Below are 18,356 nucleotides of genomic sequence, written 5' to 3' on the forward strand. Positions count from 1 at the left end.
TATGACAACAATTGGTGTATTGGCATTACAAGGTGCTGTTCGTGAACATATACGAGCTATTGAATCAGTTGGAGCAAAGGCTGTAGCAATTAAATATAAGGAAGAACTTGAAGATTTAGATGGGCTTGTTCTACCGGGTGGGGAAAGTACCACAATGCGCAAGCTTATTGATCGATATGATATGATGCCAGCATTGCGACTGTTTGCTACGTCAGGAAAACCGATGTTTGGTACCTGTGCGGGATTAATTCTTCTAGCAAATAATATTGTTGACTATAAAGAACCTCATGTTGGAGTAATGGGTGTGGAAGTGGAGCGTAATTCATTTGGGCGCCAAGTGGATAGCTTTGAAGTACTTCTAAATTTAAAAGGTATTGGGGCTGAATTTCCAGCGGTATTCATCCGTGCACCACATATTGTAAATGTTGGTGAAGGTGTAGATGTCTTAGGCAAGTATGAAGGGCGAATAGTACTTGCACGAGATGGTCAATTTTTAGGGTGTTCTTTCCACCCAGAATTAACAGAGGATACACGCATAATGAAATATTTTGTTAACATGGTAAAGGAAAGTAAGCACTCAGTACTTGCGTAACTTCCCGATGTATTGTAAAGTATGGTTAACTTAAAATTTAACACGATGATAGGAAGTAGTAGCGAGTACGTTTTTTAAAGAGAGTCGACGGTTGGTGAAAGTCGGCAAAAGCGCTTGTGAATCCGTCCTGGAGTTGCTCAGCTGAACGTATAGTAGGCTGAAGCCGGTTACAAAGCCGTTATGAAACAAGTGGATTAGATATATTTTGTCTAATCAATTAGGGTGGCAACGCGGGTATGCTCTCGTCCCTTTTATGGGATGAGGGCTTTTTTATGTTCATTTTTAGAAGCGTTTCGCAAAAAGCTACTTTTCTAAAGTCGAATATACAATCGGAGGAATTAAATATGTTAGACATTAAACGTGTCCGTGCAAACTTTGCGGAAATTAAAGAAAAATTATCTCACCGTAATGAAGATCTTGGTACAATTGACCATTTTGAAGAATGGGACCAACTACGCCGTGATTTAATTGCTAAAACGGAAGTGTTAAAGGCAGAACGTAACAAAGCATCTGAAGCAATTGCTGTAAAGAAACGTGCAAAAGAAAATGCTGATGAAGATATCGCTAACATGCGTGCTGTAAATGATGAAATCAAAAAATTAGATGCTGAATTAAATGAAGTTGAAGCTAAATTTAATGAGATGATGATGCGCTTACCAAATATTGCCCACGAGAGTGTACCTGTTGGTAATTCAGAAGATGATAATCAAGAGGAATACAAATGGGGTGAAGTTCCAGAATTCGATTTTGAAATTAAACCTCACTGGGATCTTGGAACAGATCTTGGCATGATTGACTTTGAACGTGCTGGTAAAGTAACAGGTAGCCGTTTCGTATTCTACCGTGGCTTAGGTGCTCGACTTGAGCGCGCATTGTGGAATTTCATGATGGACCTTCATGCTGATAAACATGGTTATGAAGAAATGTTACCACCTTATATGGCAAACCGTGCAAGTTTAACAGGTACTGGCCAACTTCCAAAATTTGAAGAAGATGCATTCTTAGTTGAAGAGCCAGATTATTTCTTGATTCCAACTGCTGAAGTACCCGTAACAAACTTCTACCGTGATGAAATTCTTGAAGGGGCAAAACTCCCGCAAGCATTTACAGCATTTAGTGCTTGCTTCCGTTCAGAAGCAGGTTCTGCAGGACGTGATACACGCGGTTTAATCCGCCAACACCAATTTAACAAAGTAGAACTTGTACGCTTTGTTAAACCTGAAGATTCTTATGATGAATTAGAAAAATTAACTGGCCATGCTGAAGAAGTTCTTCAACTGTTAGGCTTACCATATCGAAAATTGAAAATGTGTACTGCTGATCTTGGCTTCACTGCTGCGAAAAAATATGACTTAGAAGTTTGGATTCCAGCTCAAAATATGTACCGTGAAATTTCTTCTTGCTCTAACTTTGAAGATTTCCAAGCGCGTCGTGCGAATATCCGTTTCCGTCGCGAACCAGGTGCTAAACCAGAGTATGTACACACACTAAATGGTTCAGGTCTTGCTGTAGGTCGTACAGTTGCAGCAATTTTAGAAAACTATCAACAAACTGACGGAAGTGTGAAAGTCCCTGAAGTGTTAGTACCTTATATGGGCGGTCTTGAAGTAATCCAAGCTCCAGCTAAATAATGAGTAAAAAAAAAGCGATTCACCAAATTAATGGAGAATCGTTTTTTTTTATACATTTTTTAGCTTTTACAATACTCAAATGACAGTCCGTTATAATAGATGGTCACTTGTATCTGCTAATTTTTTAGCCTTCTTTTCTGCCTTTTTTCGTGCACGAAGTCCTTTAAAAAAATTTGTCAGTAACGCACCGCATTCCTCAGCTAAGACACCCTCTGTCACTTCACATTCATGATTGAAGCGGCTGTCATTTAAGAGATGGTAGAGTGAATCAACACAGCCTGCCTTACTATCACGTGCACCGTAAACTATACGGGGGATCCTAGATTGCAAAATTGCACCTGCACACATAGGGCAAGGCTCTAATGTGACATACAATGTAGTCTCCTCTAAACGCCAACTACCTATAACATCACAAGCATGTTGAATGGCCATGAGCTCTGCGTGTGTTACAGCGTTTTGTGAAGTTTCACGCAGATTATGGGCGCTGGCAATTACCTGATTTTGATAGACAATGACGGCACCGATCGGAACTTCTCCGAGAGATTCCGCTCTTTGTGCTTCTTCAATCGCTAGTTGCATAAAGTGATAATCTTGGTTCATGTAGACACGCTCCTTGTTAAATAGTTTAGCATGATTTATGAGGTAATAGCATATGTTAGTAATCATGAAGAGATAGAGGAGGTTGCATTTGATCTATGTTGTAAAGCAGGGAGATAGTTTAAATAAAATTGCTAGGGAAAACCATACGACAGTAGCAACGATTGTTGCACTCAATGAAATACCAAATCCTGATGTGCTAGTAGTAGGACAAACGCTTGTATTACCTGAAACACCTAATCCAAATCGTAAAACGATTGAGACGAATGCCTATGCAGAATGGTATACGGATAATGTGCCAGCACGTCTCTCACAGGAGTTAAGAAAAAGAGCACCTGTACTTACTTATATGATGCCATTCTCATATGAGGTAAAAAGGGATGGTACATTATCGACCCTCAATTGGGGGGATTTGGGGGAAATAGCATCCGCAAACAGAGTAGCTTCAGCTATTGTACTTGTAAATATTGAGAATGGAGCATTTAGTGATACTTTGGCACATGAAATTTTTATGGATACTAATTTACAAGACTTAATTATTGGGGCTGCAATACAAGAAGCTAAAAAACATGGTGCAAAGGATATTCATGTTGATTTTGAATATTTACCTCCAGAAGATAAAGAGAAGTACGTAGAATTTCTTAAAAGGCTAGTTTCAAAAGCTCATCCAGAAGGGTTAACGGTGTCTGTAGCATTAGCACCTAAAACAAGTGCTAACCAGCCTGGAAAGTGGTATGAAGGGCATGATTATAAAGCAATTGGTGAAGTCGTTGATTTTGTGATATTGATGACATATGAATGGGGATATAGCGGTGGACCACCAATGGCTGTTTCACCAATTGGTCCAGTAAGGCAAGTACTTGAATATGGGGTAACAGCAATACCACCTTCAAAAATTATGATGGGCCAAAATATGTATGGATATGATTGGAAGTTACCGTATAAAGCAGGAAACCCAAATGCGATTGCTGTCAGTCCGCAATATGCAATCGAATTAGCTAAACAAAATAACGCTGCGATTTTATATGATGAAATTGCACAAGCACCTTATTTTCACTATTGGAAAGATGGTGTAGAACATGTTGTATGGTTTGAAGATGCAAGATCTATTGAAGCAAAATTTAAATTATTAGAGGATCTAGGGTTAAAAGGAATTGCCTATTGGCATCTAGGATTTCCATTCCCACAAAATTGGGCACTCTTACAACAAATGTTTCATGTGAAACATATTGTATAATATATGTATAATTTGGAGTCTTGGCATTTTTGCTGAGGCTTTTTTATTTAGGCACAATTAAAATTATTGTAGATAAATGAAATGATACTGATTTAATAAAGTTCGATTGAATACGAGTTAATATGAAAAATGATTTCTTGGACTGTCCTTCATTTTTCTACTGTGTTAGAATTATAGTCATTCACTAAAAAGATAAGCGAAGGGGGACTTCTGATGCCTGTTCCGTTTATTACGGTAGAGGGGCCTATTGGCGTCGGAAAAACGTCACTTTCTAAAATAATTTCGGAGACTTTTGGTTTTCATTTATTGAAGGAAATTGTAGACGAAAATCCGTTTTTAAATAAATTCTATGAAGATATTAATGAGTGGAGCTTCCAAACGGAAATGTTCTTCTTGTGTAATCGCTATAAACAATTAAATGATATTAAAAAATATATTGCAGTTAACGATCAACCGGTAGTAGCCGATTATCATATCTTTAAAAATTTAATATTTGCAAAACGTACTTTGCCATCATCGGAATTTCATAAGTACGAGGATATTTATCAAATTTTAACTGAGGATATGATAAGACCAAACGTTGTTATATATTTGTATGCAAGTGTAGATACGTTAATGAAACGTATTGCTATGAGAGGTCGAGAATTTGAAAAGATGATATCCAGGGATTATATGAATCAACTAGTAGCTGATTATCATGAATTTATACGTGTTTTTGAACAAGAACATCCTGATATCCTTGTTGTTCGCTTTAATGGTGATGATATGGACTTTGTGCATAATGCTACAGATTTACAAAAAATCTTAAATACAGTTGAGGAAATAATAGAAAGAAGGAACTTTAAGGAATGAATTTGAGAGAAAAATATGGCATCCCATCAAATGCAGTTATTACGATTGCAGGAACAGTAGGTGTCGGTAAATCAACAATGACGAAAGCGTTAGCAAACGCATTAAATTTCCGTACATCTTTTGAAAAAGTAGATACAAATCCATACTTAGATAAATTTTACGATGACTTTAGTAAATGGAGTTTCCACTTGCAAGTTTATTTCCTGGCTGAACGCTTTAAGGAACAAAAACGTATTTTTGAATATGGTGGTGGCTTTATCCAAGACCGTTCCATTTATGAAGATACAGGTATTTTTGCTAAAATGCATTATGATAAAGGAACAATGAGTCCAACCGATTATGAAACATATACCAATTTATTTGATGCGATGGTAATGACACCATATTTCCCACATCCAGATCTTTTAATTTACCTTGAAGGTCCAATTGACGATATCATTGCTCGTATCGAGGAACGTGGACGTCCGATGGAACAACAAACAGATAAAGAATATTGGTATGAAATGCATAATCGTTATGAAAATTGGATTGATAATTTCAATGCTTGCCCAGTTCTTCGGTTAGATATCAATGATTATGATTTAATGAAAAGTCCAGATACCATTGAAATTATTTTAGAAAGAATTGGCCATTTTATCGAGCAAACCTCTCATTTACGACGTAGATAAATCGGTTATTGAGGGACTATACGAAAAGTTGACGACGTTCATCTTTTCGTATAGTCCCTTTAATATATAACGATACAAAAATAGTAAATTTTAAAAGGACAGTGAGCTAATCTAGATGAAGATTATCACATTATGGTGTAGCGCTTACAATATTAATGTTCTATTTTCGTTATTTGTTCACATATACATTGGATAATAATATTTAGATAATGTTACGCATTGAAATGTAACGTTATTTTTAACTTTTGAAGTATTAATTTAAGGAATTTCACAATTAAAGTAAGGACGAATGTAGAGAAATTAATTGATAATGGGGGGAATGGGGGGTATTATGCGCGTCGGAATTTATTGTGGATCAAAAATAGGCAAAAACCCAATTTATGCAGAAAAGGCTGAGGAATTAGGTACCTTTTTAGCTAGACATGAGATGGATATTGTATATGGAGGCTCTAATCAAGGGCTAATGGGGAAAATTGCGGATGCTGCGCTAGCTAATAATGGGGATGTTATAGGGGTAATGCCAAGTTTTTTACAATGGAAAGAAGTAACTCATGAACATATAACTAATTTGCATCATGTAACGACTATGTATGAACGTAAGGCTAAAATGATTGAATTAGCCGATTTGTTAATTGCTTTACCTGGTGGAGCAGGTACGATGGATGAGTTTTTTGATGTAGTGACATTATCGCAAATAGGACAACATCAAAAGCCAATATACTTATATAACGTGAATGACTACTATCGACTACTGCAATTGCAATTGCAACATATGGTGGATGAAGGCTTTATGCAACAAGAACATTTAGATAATATATATATTATTCAAAAGCCAGAAGAGTTACTCGGAATGATTCAAAAAAAGAATGGGATATAAGAAGGGATCAGGGATTTTCTTCTACGGGTAGCGATTAAAAGAGTAAATCTTTACCCAAATAAGATTTTTAACACAAAAAAAACAAACCATACAGTTTGTTTTAGAATTTTCAGACTATATTACACTAAGAAAAATTCGTTACAATTTGCAACGAATACAATCTCAATATTATGCGCGTGTTATTTTATAAAAATAAAATGGAGGAGGAAGAGGGATTCGAACCCCCGCGCGGTTTGACCCGCCTGTCGGTTTTCAAGACCGATCCCTTCAGCCAGACTTGGGTATTCCTCCGAAAAAATATGTTGTTGTCTTACTGACAAGATATACTTTATCATCATTTTTTTATCTCGTCAATAGTTTCTTTTAAAAAAATTGTACTGTTTTTCCCGTACATAAAAATGGTTTACATTATTGATTTTTAAAGTAAAGAGATTAGAAATGAGATATGCATAGTGATCAATAACTGAGTTGTTAAGTTATTTATTTATTATTCATCAAATTTTTTGTAGGTAAATACGAAGCATTAGACAATAATTTTATATTCTTTAAATTGAAATATCACTTAACTTTTTTATTGTATGCATTTTAGTTGCTTTTTTAATCAACTATTCGTATACTAGTAATTGCCGTGCTAGGTGGGAAGGTAGCGGTGTCCTGTAACTCGCAATCCGCTTTAGCGAGACTGAATTCCTTTTTGAGGCTGTCCGTATGTATGGTCTGCCTTTTGCACGTAGCGTTGACGATTGGGTCCTGCGCAATGAGTTCCCATGAACCATGTCAGGTCCGGAAGGAAGCAGCATTAAGTGGTTTCACTCATGTGCCGCGGGGTAGCCTAATCTGAGCTAACGACAAGAGTAACGCATATGTACGGCTGTCGGGAAAAGGTGCACGGCATTAACCGTGTAAACTTCAAACTCATTTGTCTCTATAGACAAGTGAGTTTTTTCTTTTTTATACATATACAATAAAGGTTTCTAATCGCCTCTTATGCTATAATTGAATTATTAAACTGTAACGGCAGAAAGGAGAGAAAAACGTTGACATATCAAGCTTTTTACCGAGTGTATCGTCCACAATCATTTAGAGAAATGTCAGGGCAATCTCATGTGAAACGAACACTACAAAATGCTCTCCTAGCCAATAAAACAACACATGCATATTTATTTTCCGGTCCACGGGGTACCGGAAAAACAAGTACGGCAAAAATCTTCGCGAAAGCTTTAAATTGTGAGCACGCTCCAACTGATGAACCATGTAATGAATGTGAAACGTGTAAAAGCATAACGAATGGTTCGCATCCAGATGTAATCGAGTTTGATGCAGCGTCCAATTCAAGTGTAGATGAAATGCGTGAAATTATTGAGAAGGTTCGTTTTGCACCTGCAAGTGCCCGCTATAAGGTTTATATCATTGATGAAGTGCATATGCTTTCTACAAGCGCTTTTAATGCTTTGTTAAAAACTTTAGAAGAGCCCCCTTCTCATGTTGTTTTTATATTAGCGACGACAGAACCACATAAAATACCCGCAACAATTATTTCCCGTTGCCAGCGTTTTGATTTTAAACGTTTATCTTCTATAGATATTTTAGAACGTATGAAAGTAGTGCTTGAAGATATTCACCTACCTTATGACGAACAAGCATTAAAAGTCATTACAAAGTCTGCAGCCGGCGGTATGCGTGACGCATTAAGTATGTTAGATCAAGTAGTCTCATTTAGCGGTGAAAAACTAACGCTTGAAGATGCGCTATTTGTAACAGGATCTATTAGTCAAGAAATCTTTTATGAATTGGCAAAAAGTTTAGCTGAAAAAGATGTAGCAAGCGTATTAGCAACGCTAGAACAGCTGATGAGTGAAGGTAAGGATGCTGTACGGCTTTCTGAAGATCTTATTACTTTCTTTAGAGATTTATTATTAATTCAAACAGCGCCAGATTTAAGTGATTTACTTGAATTGGCAACGACAGATGAGAAGTTTCAAACCTTAGCCAGCGACTTTTCGATGGAAACGCTTTATAGCTATATTGATATTCTTTCGAAAACACAACAGGAAATGCGGTTTTCGTTACATTCAAAAGTATATTTGGAAACGGCCTTATTGAAAATGTCACAATCAAATACAGGGCGTACAACTGCTGCAATAGGTACTACGGGGAATGTTTCACTCGATACATCACAAATTGTAGAGTTACAATCGAAGATCATCGAATTAGAATCTTTAGTTCTACAAATGCAACAAGGTGGAACAATAGTTCAGAAACAACAACAAACACAAACACAATCTCAACCAAGACAACAAGTAAAAGCTAGTACATTTAATGTTCATGTTGGTAGGATTCAGGAAATTTTAAAAGTAGCTACGAAACATGACATTCAAATGATTAAAGGTGCTTGGGCGGATATACTCAATCAGCTTCCAAAGCCTCAATCCGCTTTGCTAGAAGAATCAGAACCGGTGGCGGCATCATCAAGTGCTTTTGTGCTAAAATTCAAGTATGATATACATTGTCAAATGGCAGCGGATAATCAAGAGCTGATTGCTAATTTTGGACAGTATATGGCGGGGATAACAGGGAACTTCTATGAGATAGTTTTCGTGCCAGAACAAAATTGGTTGAAAATTAGAACAGATTTTATCCAACATCATAAAATGGAAAAAAAGACTGAACAAGAAGATACAGGTGGCGAACAAGTCTCTGAGGTTGTACAATCTATTTTAGTAGAAGAACAACAAGATTCAGAAGATCCACTTGTTTCAGAAGCCGAAAAATTATTTGGCAAAGATTTTGTGGAAATTGAAGAGTAAATTCAAATACTGGGAGGAATTTAACAATGCGTGGTATGGGTAATATGAATAATATGATGAAACAAATGCAAAAAATGCAAAAAAAAATGGTGCAAGCACAAGAAGAATTGGCAGTTCAAACTTTTGAAGGTACAGCTAGTAACGGACTTGTAAAAGTAGTAATGAACGGTCAAAAACAAGTGCAAGAAGTTGTTATTGATCCAGAAATTGTAGATCCAGAAGATGTTGAATTATTACAAGATATGATTATCATCGCTACGAATGCTGCAATTGCTAAGGTTGATGAAACTACAAATGAAACAATGGGACAATTCACAAAAGGAATGAATCTTCCTGGATTCTAGGGGGAATATAGGATGCATTATCCTGAACCAATATCCAAATTAATCGATAGTTTTATGAAATTGCCAGGTATCGGGCCGAAAACCGCGGCCCGTCTGGCGTTTTTTGTGTTAACGATGCAAGAAGATACGGTACTTAATTTTGCTAAAGCTTTAATAGACGCTAAACGCAACTTAAGCTATTGTTCTGTATGTGGACATATTACAGACGTAGATCCATGTCATATATGCCAAGATCCACAACGTGATCGTTCAACAATTTGTGTAGTACAAGATACAAAAGATGTCATTGCGATGGAAAAAATGCGAGATTACCATGGCCTTTATCATGTATTACAAGGTGCTATTTCTCCGATGGACGGTATAGGTCCAGAAGATATTAATGTTCCATCTTTATTAAAAAGATTGCAAAACGAAGAAGTACAAGAACTGATATTAGCAACAAACCCTACAATAGAAGGCGAAGCTACAGCTATGTACATTTCGCGTCTTGTAAAGCCATCCGGTATTCGCACAACTCGTATCGCCCACGGTCTGCCTGTGGGTGGAGATTTAGAATATGCAGATGAAGTAACTTTATCGAAAGCGTTAGAAGGAAGACGCGAATTGTAGATTGGGGTGCAAGAAGATATGTTTTTTCGAAAACAAAAGTTGCGTAAAGAGTACGATGACAAGCTTGTTCAGTTAATGCGGTATACAAAAGAAGAATGGCAACATACACAGGAAATAGAAAATTTAATGGTTGATTATGATTTAAATATTATTGCACAACGTAAAATTGCTGAAAGCAAACACTTCTATCTATTTAAAGAGGCACGTATTCGGAAAATTTTAATTAAATAACGAATGACAAACAGTATTCCTGTCATATATATCAGTTACATCATATATTAATGGAGCGTGATTTATATGGCCAAGCTTGTAATCAGCTTAATCGGGGTACTGTTTGTTTTTTACTGGGTTTTACGTAAACCAAAGGGTATAAGAAAGATCCTTGAATTATTTTCAAGCGTTGCATTTCGTATAACATTATCATTTTGCGTTTTGTATGCTCTATCGTATGGTGCGGGTTATTTAGGACTATGGATTCCGCTAAACTTCGCTTCAATTTTAATTGTGGCACTGCTAGGTACGCCTGGTGTAGCACTAGTAGTATGTTTGACTGGATTTAATTACTTCTTTTTATAAGGGTATTGCATAGAACTTAATAAAGTGCTATATTAGTTAGGTTGCTGATTTAAATGGCGATAAAAACTATATCAACTCTTTGAAAAAAGTTATTGACTTTGAAATGCTAGATTGATATAATAATTAAGTCGCTTACGAGTGACGCATTAATTGAATATCAAAAATGATTTTGTGAAATATATTTTTATAAAGTTATTGACAACAGAATATTGTTGTGATATAATAATTAAGTCGTTAAGATAGCGACAAGATATGAACCTTGAAAACTGAACAAGCAAGACGTTAATCAATAAACTTTGTTCACTAACTTCAGTTAGTAACAAGGACAAAAATAGATATCATCTTATAGATGATACGCTAGCAAAGCTAATGAGCTTTCAAACTTTACTTTTATGGAGAGTTTGATCCTGGCTCAGGACGAACGCTGGCGGCGTGCCTAATACATGCAAGTCGAGCGAATGACGAGGAGCTTGCTCCTCTGATTTAGCGGCGGACGGGTGAGTAACACGTGGGCAACCTGCCCTGTAGACTGGGATAACTTCGGGAAACCGGAGCTAATACCGGATAATCCATTTTACCTCATGGTGAAATGTTGAAAGGCGCTTTCGGGCGTCACTACAGGATGGGCCCGCGGTGCATTAGCTAGTTGGTGGGGTAACGGCCTACCAAGGCAACGATGCATAGCCGACCTGAGAGGGTGATCGGCCACATTGGGACTGAGACACGGCCCAAACTCCTACGGGAGGCAGCAGTAGGGAATCTTCCACAATGGACGAAAGTCTGATGGAGCAACGCCGCGTGAGTGATGAAGGTTTTCGGATCGTAAAACTCTGTTGTAAGGGAAGAACAAGTACGTTAGGAAATGAACGTACCTTGACGGTACCTTATTAGAAAGCCACGGCTAACTACGTGCCAGCAGCCGCGGTAATACGTAGGTGGCAAGCGTTGTCCGGATTTATTGGGCGTAAAGCGCGCGCAGGTGGTTTCTTAAGTCTGATGTGAAAGCCCACGGCTCAACCGTGGAGGGTCATTGGAAACTGGGGAACTTGAGTGCAGAAGAGGATAGTGGAATTCCAAGTGTAGCGGTGAAATGCGTAGAGATTTGGAGGAACACCAGTGGCGAAGGCGACTGTCTGGTCTGTAACTGACACTGAGGCGCGAAAGCGTGGGGAGCAAACAGGATTAGATACCCTGGTAGTCCACGCCGTAAACGATGAGTGCTAAGTGTTAGGGGGTTTCCGCCCCTTAGTGCTGCAGCTAACGCATTAAGCACTCCGCCTGGGGAGTACGACCGCAAGGTTGAAACTCAAAGGAATTGACGGGGGCCCGCACAAGCGGTGGAGCATGTGGTTTAATTCGAAGCAACGCGAAGAACCTTACCAGGTCTTGACATCCCAGTGACCGCTCTAGAGATAGAGTTTTCCCTTCGGGGACATTGGTGACAGGTGGTGCATGGTTGTCGTCAGCTCGTGTCGTGAGATGTTGGGTTAAGTCCCGCAACGAGCGCAACCCTTAATCTTAGTTGCCATCATTTAGTTGGGCACTCTAAGGTGACTGCCGGTGACAAACCGGAGGAAGGTGGGGATGACGTCAAATCATCATGCCCCTTATGACCTGGGCTACACACGTGCTACAATGGACGGTACAAAGAGTCGCTAACTCGCGAGAGTACGCTAATCTCATAAAACCGTTCTCAGTTCGGATTGTAGGCTGCAACTCGCCTACATGAAGCCGGAATCGCTAGTAATCGCGGATCAGCATGCCGCGGTGAATACGTTCCCGGGCCTTGTACACACCGCCCGTCACACCACGAGAGTTTGTAACACCCGAAGTCGGTGAGGTAACCTTTTGGAGCCAGCCGCCGAAGGTGGGATAGATGATTGGGGTGAAGTCGTAACAAGGTAGCCGTATCGGAAGGTGCGGCTGGATCACCTCCTTTCTAAGGAATATTTCGGAAATAAGTTCTTGGAACTTATATGATTAACGCTTGCTGTTCAGTTTTGAAGGCTCATGGCTTTCAAAACTTGTTCTTTGAAAACTGGATAAAACGACATTGAAGAAATTCTTAAGTAACACATTTTTTATATTAAGTTTTAAATTTTTTAGGCTTAATAACTTATAGGTTAAGTTATTAAGGGCGCATGGCGGATGCCTTGGCACTAGAAGCCGATGAAGGACGGCACTAACACCGATATGCTTCGGGGAGCTGTAAGTAAGCTTTGATCCGGAGATTTCCGAATGGGGGAACCCACTGTTCGTAATGGGACAGTATCTTGACGTGAATACATAGCGTCATGATGGCAGACTCAGGGAACTGAAACATCTAAGTACCTGAAGGAAGAGAAAGAAATTTCGATTCCCTTAGTAGCGGCGAGCGAAACGGGAAGAGCCCAAACCAAGAGGCTTGCCTCTTGGGGTTGTAGGACACTCAATACGGAGTTACAAAGGAATGAGTTAGACGAAGCGGTTTGGAAAGACCCACCAAAGAAGGTAACAGTCCTGTAGTCAAAAGTTCATTCTCTCCTGAGTGGATCCTGAGTACGGCGGAACACGTGAAATTCCGTCGGAATCCGGGAGGACCATCTCCCAAGGCTAAATACTCTCTAGTGACCGATAGTGAACCAGTACCGTGAGGGAAAGGTGAAAAGCACCCCGGGAGGGGAGTGAAAGAGATCCTGAAACCATGTGCCTACAAGTAGTTAGAGCCCGTTAATGGGTGATAGCGTGCCTTTTGTAGAATGAACCGGCGAGTTACGATTACATGCAAGGTTAAGTTGAAAAGACGGAGCCGTAGCGAAAGCGAGTCTGAATAGGGCGAATGAGTATGTGGTTGTAGACCCGAAACCAGGTGATCTACCCATGTCCAGGGTGAAGGTAAGGTAACACTTACTGGAGGCCCGAACCCACGCACGTTGAAAAGTGCGGGGATGAGGTGTGGGTAGCGGAGAAATTCCAATCGAACCTGGAGATAGCTGGTTCTCTCCGAAATAGCTTTAGGGCTAGCCTCGTGATAGAGAATCCTGGAGGTAGAGCACTGTTTGGACTAGGGGTCCATCCCGGATTACCGAATTCAGACAAACTCCGAATGCCAGTGATTTATGCACGGGAGTCAGACTGCGAGTGATAAGATCCGTAGTCAAAGGGAAACAGCCCAGACCACCAGCTAAGGTCCCAAAGTAATTGTTAAGTGGAAAAGGATGTGGCGTTGCTTAGACAACCAGGATGTTGGCTCAGAAGCAGCCATCATTTAAAGAGTGCGTAATAGCTCACTGGTCGAGTGACGCTGCGCCGAAAATGTATCGGGGCTAAACAATTCACCGAAGCTGTGGATAGACATCTACGATGTCTGTGGTAGGAGAGCGTTCTAAGTGCTGAGAAGTCAGACCGGAAGGACTGGTGGAGCGCTTAGAAGTGAGAATGCCGGTATGAGTAGCGAAAGATGGGTGAGAATCCCATCCACCGAATGACTAAGGTTTCCTGAGGAAGGCTCGTCCTCTCAGGGTTAGTCGGGACCTAAGCCGAGGCCGATAGGCGTAGGCGATGGATAACAGGTTGATATTCCTGTACCACCTCCCTACCATTTGAGTAATGGGGGGACACAGTAGGATAGGGTAAGCGCACTGTTGGTTATGTGCGTCTAAATAGTAAGGCGTGAGAGTAGGCAAATCCGCTCTCTATAACGTTGAGCTATGATGGCGAGCTCGTATGAGCGAAGTTCCTGATTTCACACTGTCAAGAAAAGCCTCTAGCGAGGTAGGAGGTGCCCGTACCGCAAACCGACACAGGTAGTCGAGGAGAGAATCCTAAGGTGAGCGAGAGAACTCTCGTTAAGGAACTCGGCAAAATGACCCCGTAACTTCGGGAGAAGGGGTGCTCTAGTAGGGTGCAAGCCCGAGAGAGCCGCAGTGAATAGGCCCAGGCGACTGTTTAGCAAAAACACAGGTCTCTGCAAAACCGTAAGGTGACGTATAGGGGCTGACGCCTGCCCGGTGCTGGAAGGTTAAGGGGATTGCTTAGCGTAAGCGAAGGTGAGAACCGAAGCCCCAGTAAACGGCGGCCGTAACTATAACGGTCCTAAGGTAGCGAAATTCCTTGTCGGGTAAGTTCCGACCCGCACGAAAGGCGTAACGATCTGGGCACTGTCTCAACGAGAGACTCGGTGAAATTATAGTACCTGTGAAGATGCAGGTTACCCGCGACAGGACGGAAAGACCCCGTGGAGCTTTACTGTAGCCTGATATTGAATTTTGGTACAGCTTGTACAGGATAGGTAGGAGCCAGAGAGACCGGAGCGCCAGCTTCGGTGGAGGCGTCCTTGGGATACTACCCCAGCTGTATTGAAATTCTAACCCGTACCCCTTAGCGGGGTAGGAGACAGTGTCAGGCGGACAGTTTGACTGGGGCGGTCGCCTCCTAAAGAGTAACGGAGGCGCCCAAAGGTTCCCTCAGAATGGTTGGAAATCATTCGTAGAGTGTAAAGGCACAAGGGAGCTTGACTGCGAGACCTACAAGTCGAGCAGGGTCGAAAGACGGGCTTAGTGATCCGGTGGTTCCGCATGGAAGGGCCATCGCTCAACGGATAAAAGCTACCCCGGGGATAACAGGCTTATCTCCCCCAAGAGTCCACATCGACGGGGAGGTTTGGCACCTCGATGTCGGCTCATCGCATCCTGGGGCTGTAGTCGGTCCCAAGGGTTGGGCTGTTCGCCCATTAAAGCGGTACGCGAGCTGGGTTCAGAACGTCGTGAGACAGTTCGGTCCCTATCCGTCGTGGGCGTAGGAAATTTGAGAGGAGCTGTCCTTAGTACGAGAGGACCGGGATGGACACACCGCTGGTGTACCAGTTGTTCTGCCAAGAGCATCGCTGGGTAGCTATGTGTGGACGGGATAAGTGCTGAAAGCATCTAAGCATGAAGCCCCCCTCAAGATGAGATTTCCCATTACGCAAGTAAGTAAGATCCCTTGAAGACGACAAGGTAGATAGGTTCGAGGTGGAAGTGTGGTGACACATGGAGCTGACGAATACTAATAGATCGAGGACTTAACCAAAAGTTGATTTAAGAACTTCAATGAATGTTTATCCAGTTTTGAGAGAACAATCTCAATAGTCTAGTAATGATGGCAAAGAGGTCACACCTGTTCCCATGCCGAACACAGAAGTTAAGCTCTTTAGCGCCAATGGTAGTTGGGGGCTGTCCCCCTGCGAGAGTAGGACGTTGCTAGGCACACTTAAAGCACAACTGATTATTCAGTTGTGCTTTTTCTCTATGTGATTATTTTTTTATCTTTTGCAAATACTCATCATTCGTTTTATTTATGATATATACTTTAATTATGGTGGTTCATAATTAAAGTATATTAAAAATATTTACCAGGAAATAGTTTATCAAGACTCTTGAAATTAACACTTCAAATAGTGGTTATATATGAATAATGATTTATGAGGTCCAAATTAATAATGCGGTACAAAAGAAAGAAGACAAGTTATAAAAGCAACTGATAAACTGATTATCTATAATTTTGCATGATTAATAAACTTATGATGCTCTATGAAAAAGAAAGTAATTTGATATGAAAGGAGTAAATATGTCTAGAAACGTATCAATCTTAAAGGTAACAGTAGTTATTGCGACAGTTATTGCAACATTCTTTTTCAAAAACAAAAAGGTAAAATAAAGAACGTCTTCACTTCATTATGAAAGGAAACTCTATTTTCACAAAATTAAACGAACATCTCCGCTTTAACCTTTTATCCAACCCCTATGTAACTTATCGAGATGAGATAGCCTAATGGTTTAGGGAAAGAAGATATAAAAGAGGCAAGGATTTGTAGTGATTTCAATGAGGTTAACCGAATAGTAATTTTCCTTGTGTTTACTCATATAAAAACAGCAGCGGTAAGATGTAACTATTTTAGATGATTTTCATTAATATAAGCGCATGGTTAGATTTTTTAACATATTTTAGCACACGCAATAGTATTATTAATTAGAACCAATCATGTATAATGGTATGTAATAGTATATATGAGAGGGTTTAGTTATGACAAATAAATTATTTTTTACATTTGAAGGGCCAGAGGGAGCAGGTAAGACTACTGTACTCAAAATGGTTGTTAGTAAATTGCAAGAAGAGGGACGAGAAGTAGTAGCAACACGTGAACCAGGTGGCAGCGTGATTGCGGAAGAGATTCGACAAGTCATTTTAAACCCAGCACATACAGAGATGGATGCAAAAACTGAAGCACTATTATATGCTGCAGCAAGAAGTCAGCACTTTGTAGAAAAAATAGAGCCTGCTCTAAAACAGGGAAAAGTGGTTCTATGTGATCGCTTTATAGATTCATCTTTAGCATATCAAGGTATTGGGCGTGGGTTAGGCATTACAGGGGTGAAATCTATCAATGAATTTGCCATTGGTGATTATATGCCAGATATGACTATTCTCTTTGACTTAAATCCTGAAATAGGATTATCGCGTATTAATGCGCATAAAGAACGCGAAGTAAATCGCTTAGATATAGAAAGTCTAGCATTTCACCAAAAAGTAAGAGAAGCGTATTTGATGTTAGCTGAGAAATTCCCCGAAAGAATCCATGTAATTGATGCAAGCAAATCATTAGAAGAAGTTTTCCAAAATGTCTGGAAAGTTTTGAGAAATGCATTGTAAAGTAAATGAAGAGATAATGTGAACTATGTTATACTTATAGAAGAACCTATATAACATTAGAGGAGTGAATGCCGATGAAATTAGTTGTGGCAGTTGTACAAGATCAGGATAGTAACCGTCTTTCAAACGCTTTAACGAAAAATGATTTTCGCGCAACAAAATTGGCCAGTACAGGAGGATTTCTTCGTTCAGGAAATACAACGTTCTTGATTGGTACTGAGGATTCACTAGTTCATAAGGTATTAGATGTTATACGCGATAATTGTCGTTCTCGGGAACAAATGGTGGCACCTATTTCACCAATGGGTGGAAATGCAGATGCATATATCCCTTACCCAGTAGAAGTTGAAGTAGGGGGAGCAACCGTTTTCGTGTTACCAATCGAACAGTTTCATCATTTCTAGGAGACGGAGGAGACAATTAAGTGAAGATCAACCAAGATCTGCGAATTGGATTGGATACAACTAGACAAAAACTGCCGAATCACCAACCAACAACGCGATTTGGGGATTTTGTTGTAAAGTCTGGACAACGTATGCAGACCGAACAAATAACAAGATTATTAGGTGATATTTCAACAGCTGGCGATCGTATTGCAAAATCTAAAAATTTACGTGATTTAGCAAAGTTTAAGATGCTAGTTAAACGCTTTTTAAAGGAAGCAGTTTCCTATGGTATGGAGTTGAAGCAATCTCATACATGGAATCGATTTGGTGAAGGCCGCCGCTTAAAAATAGTAGATACAATTGATGAAAAACTTATTGAGTTAACAGAAGACGTTCTAAATGAAGAGAAGGATTCTGTCGACTTATTAGCTAAAATAGGTGAGATTAAAGGATTGTTAATCAATCTTTATACGTAAAACCCCGTGTCTCTTGGTATTTCGGAGCACGGGAT

At 39.9% G+C, this 18,356-nt stretch carries 15 protein-coding genes, 1 tRNA gene, 3 rRNA genes, 1 other RNA gene and 1 other annotated feature; of the genes, 18 read left to right on the forward strand and 2 right to left on the reverse strand.

The annotated features are described in order from the left end of the window. Position 1: 1 nt before the first annotated feature. The gene (gene pdxT, locus Q8X41_RS12845; protein WP_397536709.1) at positions 2-592 is read left to right on the forward strand and encodes a pyridoxal 5'-phosphate synthase glutaminase subunit PdxT; all 591 of its coding nucleotides are present in this window, start codon (positions 2-4) and stop codon (positions 590-592) included. 36 nt (positions 593-628) lie between these two features. After that, positions 629-845, forward strand: a binding site (T-box leader). 91 nt (positions 846-936) lie between these two features. Next, positions 937-2,223, forward strand: coding sequence for a serine--tRNA ligase (serS, locus tag Q8X41_RS12850; RefSeq protein ID WP_397536710.1), 1,287 nt, complete (start codon positions 937-939; stop codon positions 2,221-2,223). 90 nt (positions 2,224-2,313) lie between these two features. Here the strand turns inward: serS and tadA are convergent, their stop codons facing one another. Next, positions 2,314-2,823 carry a tRNA adenosine(34) deaminase TadA gene (gene tadA, locus Q8X41_RS12855; protein ID WP_397536711.1) on the reverse strand — a complete coding sequence of 170 codons (510 nt, stop codon included), beginning with the start codon at positions 2,821-2,823 and terminating at the stop codon, positions 2,314-2,316. Between the two features lie 88 nt (positions 2,824-2,911). Between tadA and Q8X41_RS12860 the strand changes: the two genes are divergently transcribed. From Q8X41_RS12860 to Q8X41_RS12875, 4 genes are all read left to right on the forward strand, one after another. After that, complete coding sequence (locus Q8X41_RS12860) at positions 2,912-4,057, forward strand: glycosyl hydrolase family 18 protein (RefSeq protein ID WP_397536712.1); 1,146 nt, start codon at positions 2,912-2,914, stop codon at positions 4,055-4,057. A gap of 213 nt (positions 4,058-4,270) precedes the next feature. Continuing rightward, positions 4,271-4,909 (forward strand): deoxynucleoside kinase, encoded by a 639-nt coding sequence (locus Q8X41_RS12865; RefSeq protein WP_397536713.1) that lies wholly within the window; start codon positions 4,271-4,273, stop codon positions 4,907-4,909. Beyond that, on the forward strand, positions 4,906-5,577 hold the full coding sequence (locus tag Q8X41_RS12870; protein WP_397536714.1) for a deoxynucleoside kinase: 672 nt from the start codon (positions 4,906-4,908) through the stop codon (positions 5,575-5,577). The genes Q8X41_RS12865 and Q8X41_RS12870 overlap by 4 nt, the downstream gene beginning before the upstream one ends. 331 nt (positions 5,578-5,908) lie before the next feature. After that, positions 5,909-6,454 (forward strand): TIGR00730 family Rossman fold protein, encoded by a 546-nt coding sequence (locus Q8X41_RS12875; RefSeq protein ID WP_397536715.1) that lies wholly within the window; start codon positions 5,909-5,911, stop codon positions 6,452-6,454. Positions 6,455-6,652: 198 nt separating this feature from the next. On the opposite strand, the gene Q8X41_RS12880 is transcribed toward Q8X41_RS12875, so the two are convergent. Beyond that, positions 6,653-6,745 (reverse strand) — tRNA-Ser (locus Q8X41_RS12880). A 335-nt stretch (positions 6,746-7,080) separates the two neighbouring features. Between Q8X41_RS12880 and ffs the strand changes: the two genes are divergently transcribed. The 12 genes from ffs to Q8X41_RS12940 all read left to right on the forward strand — a co-directional run bounded on the left by ffs (position 7,081) and on the right by Q8X41_RS12940 (position 18,321). Beyond that, positions 7,081-7,346, forward strand: an RNA gene (gene ffs, locus Q8X41_RS12885) — signal recognition particle sRNA large type. Between the two features lie 145 nt (positions 7,347-7,491). Then, a complete protein-coding gene (gene dnaX / locus Q8X41_RS12890; RefSeq protein WP_397536716.1) occupies positions 7,492-9,261 on the forward strand; it encodes a DNA polymerase III subunit gamma/tau in 1,770 nt (589 codons plus the stop codon). Positions 9,262-9,287: 26 nt separating this feature from the next. After that, positions 9,288-9,605, forward strand: a complete 318-nt coding sequence (locus Q8X41_RS12895) for a YbaB/EbfC family nucleoid-associated protein (protein WP_397536717.1) — start codon at positions 9,288-9,290, stop codon at positions 9,603-9,605. A 12-nt stretch (positions 9,606-9,617) separates the two neighbouring features. Next, the gene (gene recR, locus Q8X41_RS12900; RefSeq protein WP_397536718.1) at positions 9,618-10,214 is read left to right on the forward strand and encodes a recombination mediator RecR; all 597 of its coding nucleotides are present in this window, start codon (positions 9,618-9,620) and stop codon (positions 10,212-10,214) included. A gap of 18 nt (positions 10,215-10,232) precedes the next feature. Beyond that, a complete protein-coding gene (locus Q8X41_RS12905) occupies positions 10,233-10,445 on the forward strand; it encodes a YaaL family protein (RefSeq protein WP_397536719.1) in 213 nt (70 codons plus the stop codon). Between the two features lie 66 nt (positions 10,446-10,511). Next, positions 10,512-10,790, forward strand: a complete 279-nt coding sequence (locus tag Q8X41_RS12910; RefSeq protein WP_397536720.1) for a pro-sigmaK processing inhibitor BofA family protein — start codon at positions 10,512-10,514, stop codon at positions 10,788-10,790. Positions 10,791-11,179: 389 nt separating this feature from the next. Further along, positions 11,180-12,729, forward strand: a 16S ribosomal RNA gene (locus Q8X41_RS12915). 182 nt (positions 12,730-12,911) lie between these two features. Next, a 23S ribosomal RNA gene (locus Q8X41_RS12920) occupies positions 12,912-15,839 on the forward strand. Between the two features lie 59 nt (positions 15,840-15,898). Then, positions 15,899-16,015: ribosomal RNA gene (rrf, locus tag Q8X41_RS12925) — 5S ribosomal RNA — on the forward strand. The 16S, 23S and 5S rRNA genes sit together here, the layout of an rRNA operon. A gap of 817 nt (positions 16,016-16,832) precedes the next feature. After that, on the forward strand, positions 16,833-17,459 hold the full coding sequence (gene tmk, locus Q8X41_RS12930) for a dTMP kinase (protein WP_397536721.1): 627 nt from the start codon (positions 16,833-16,835) through the stop codon (positions 17,457-17,459). Between the two features lie 74 nt (positions 17,460-17,533). Then, complete coding sequence (locus Q8X41_RS12935) at positions 17,534-17,863, forward strand: cyclic-di-AMP receptor (protein WP_397536722.1); 330 nt, start codon at positions 17,534-17,536, stop codon at positions 17,861-17,863. Positions 17,864-17,883: 20 nt separating this feature from the next. Beyond that, on the forward strand, positions 17,884-18,321 hold the full coding sequence (locus Q8X41_RS12940; RefSeq protein ID WP_397536723.1) for a YaaR family protein: 438 nt from the start codon (positions 17,884-17,886) through the stop codon (positions 18,319-18,321). Positions 18,322-18,356: the final 35 nt, after the last annotated feature.

Source organism: Rummeliibacillus pycnus (genome assembly GCF_044359855.1).
Taxonomy (GTDB): Bacteria; Bacillota; Bacilli; order Bacillales_A; family Planococcaceae; genus Rummeliibacillus; species Rummeliibacillus pycnus_A.

Bases quoted from the DNA above. Each gene is read 5' to 3' on its own strand.
- Q8X41_RS12905 (WP_397536719.1), top strand. From the start codon at position 10,233: ATGTTTTTTCGAAAACAAAAGTTGCGTAAAGAGTACGATGACAAGCTT.
- tadA (WP_397536711.1), bottom strand. From the start codon at position 2,823: ATGAACCAAGATTATCACTTTATGCAACTAGCGATTGAAGAAGCACAA.
- Q8X41_RS12895 (WP_397536717.1), top strand. From the start codon at position 9,288: ATGCGTGGTATGGGTAATATGAATAATATGATGAAACAAATGCAAAAA.
- Q8X41_RS12910 (WP_397536720.1), top strand. From the start codon at position 10,512: ATGGCCAAGCTTGTAATCAGCTTAATCGGGGTACTGTTTGTTTTTTAC.
- serS (WP_397536710.1), top strand. From the start codon at position 937: ATGTTAGACATTAAACGTGTCCGTGCAAACTTTGCGGAAATTAAAGAA.
- Q8X41_RS12875 (WP_397536715.1), top strand. From the start codon at position 5,909: ATGCGCGTCGGAATTTATTGTGGATCAAAAATAGGCAAAAACCCAATT.
- Q8X41_RS12935 (WP_397536722.1), top strand. From the start codon at position 17,534: ATGAAATTAGTTGTGGCAGTTGTACAAGATCAGGATAGTAACCGTCTT.
- Q8X41_RS12870 (WP_397536714.1), top strand. From the start codon at position 4,906: ATGAATTTGAGAGAAAAATATGGCATCCCATCAAATGCAGTTATTACG.
- tmk (WP_397536721.1), top strand. From the start codon at position 16,833: ATGACAAATAAATTATTTTTTACATTTGAAGGGCCAGAGGGAGCAGGT.
- recR (WP_397536718.1), top strand. From the start codon at position 9,618: ATGCATTATCCTGAACCAATATCCAAATTAATCGATAGTTTTATGAAA.
- pdxT (WP_397536709.1), top strand. From the start codon at position 2: ATGACAACAATTGGTGTATTGGCATTACAAGGTGCTGTTCGTGAACAT.
- Q8X41_RS12865 (WP_397536713.1), top strand. From the start codon at position 4,271: ATGCCTGTTCCGTTTATTACGGTAGAGGGGCCTATTGGCGTCGGAAAA.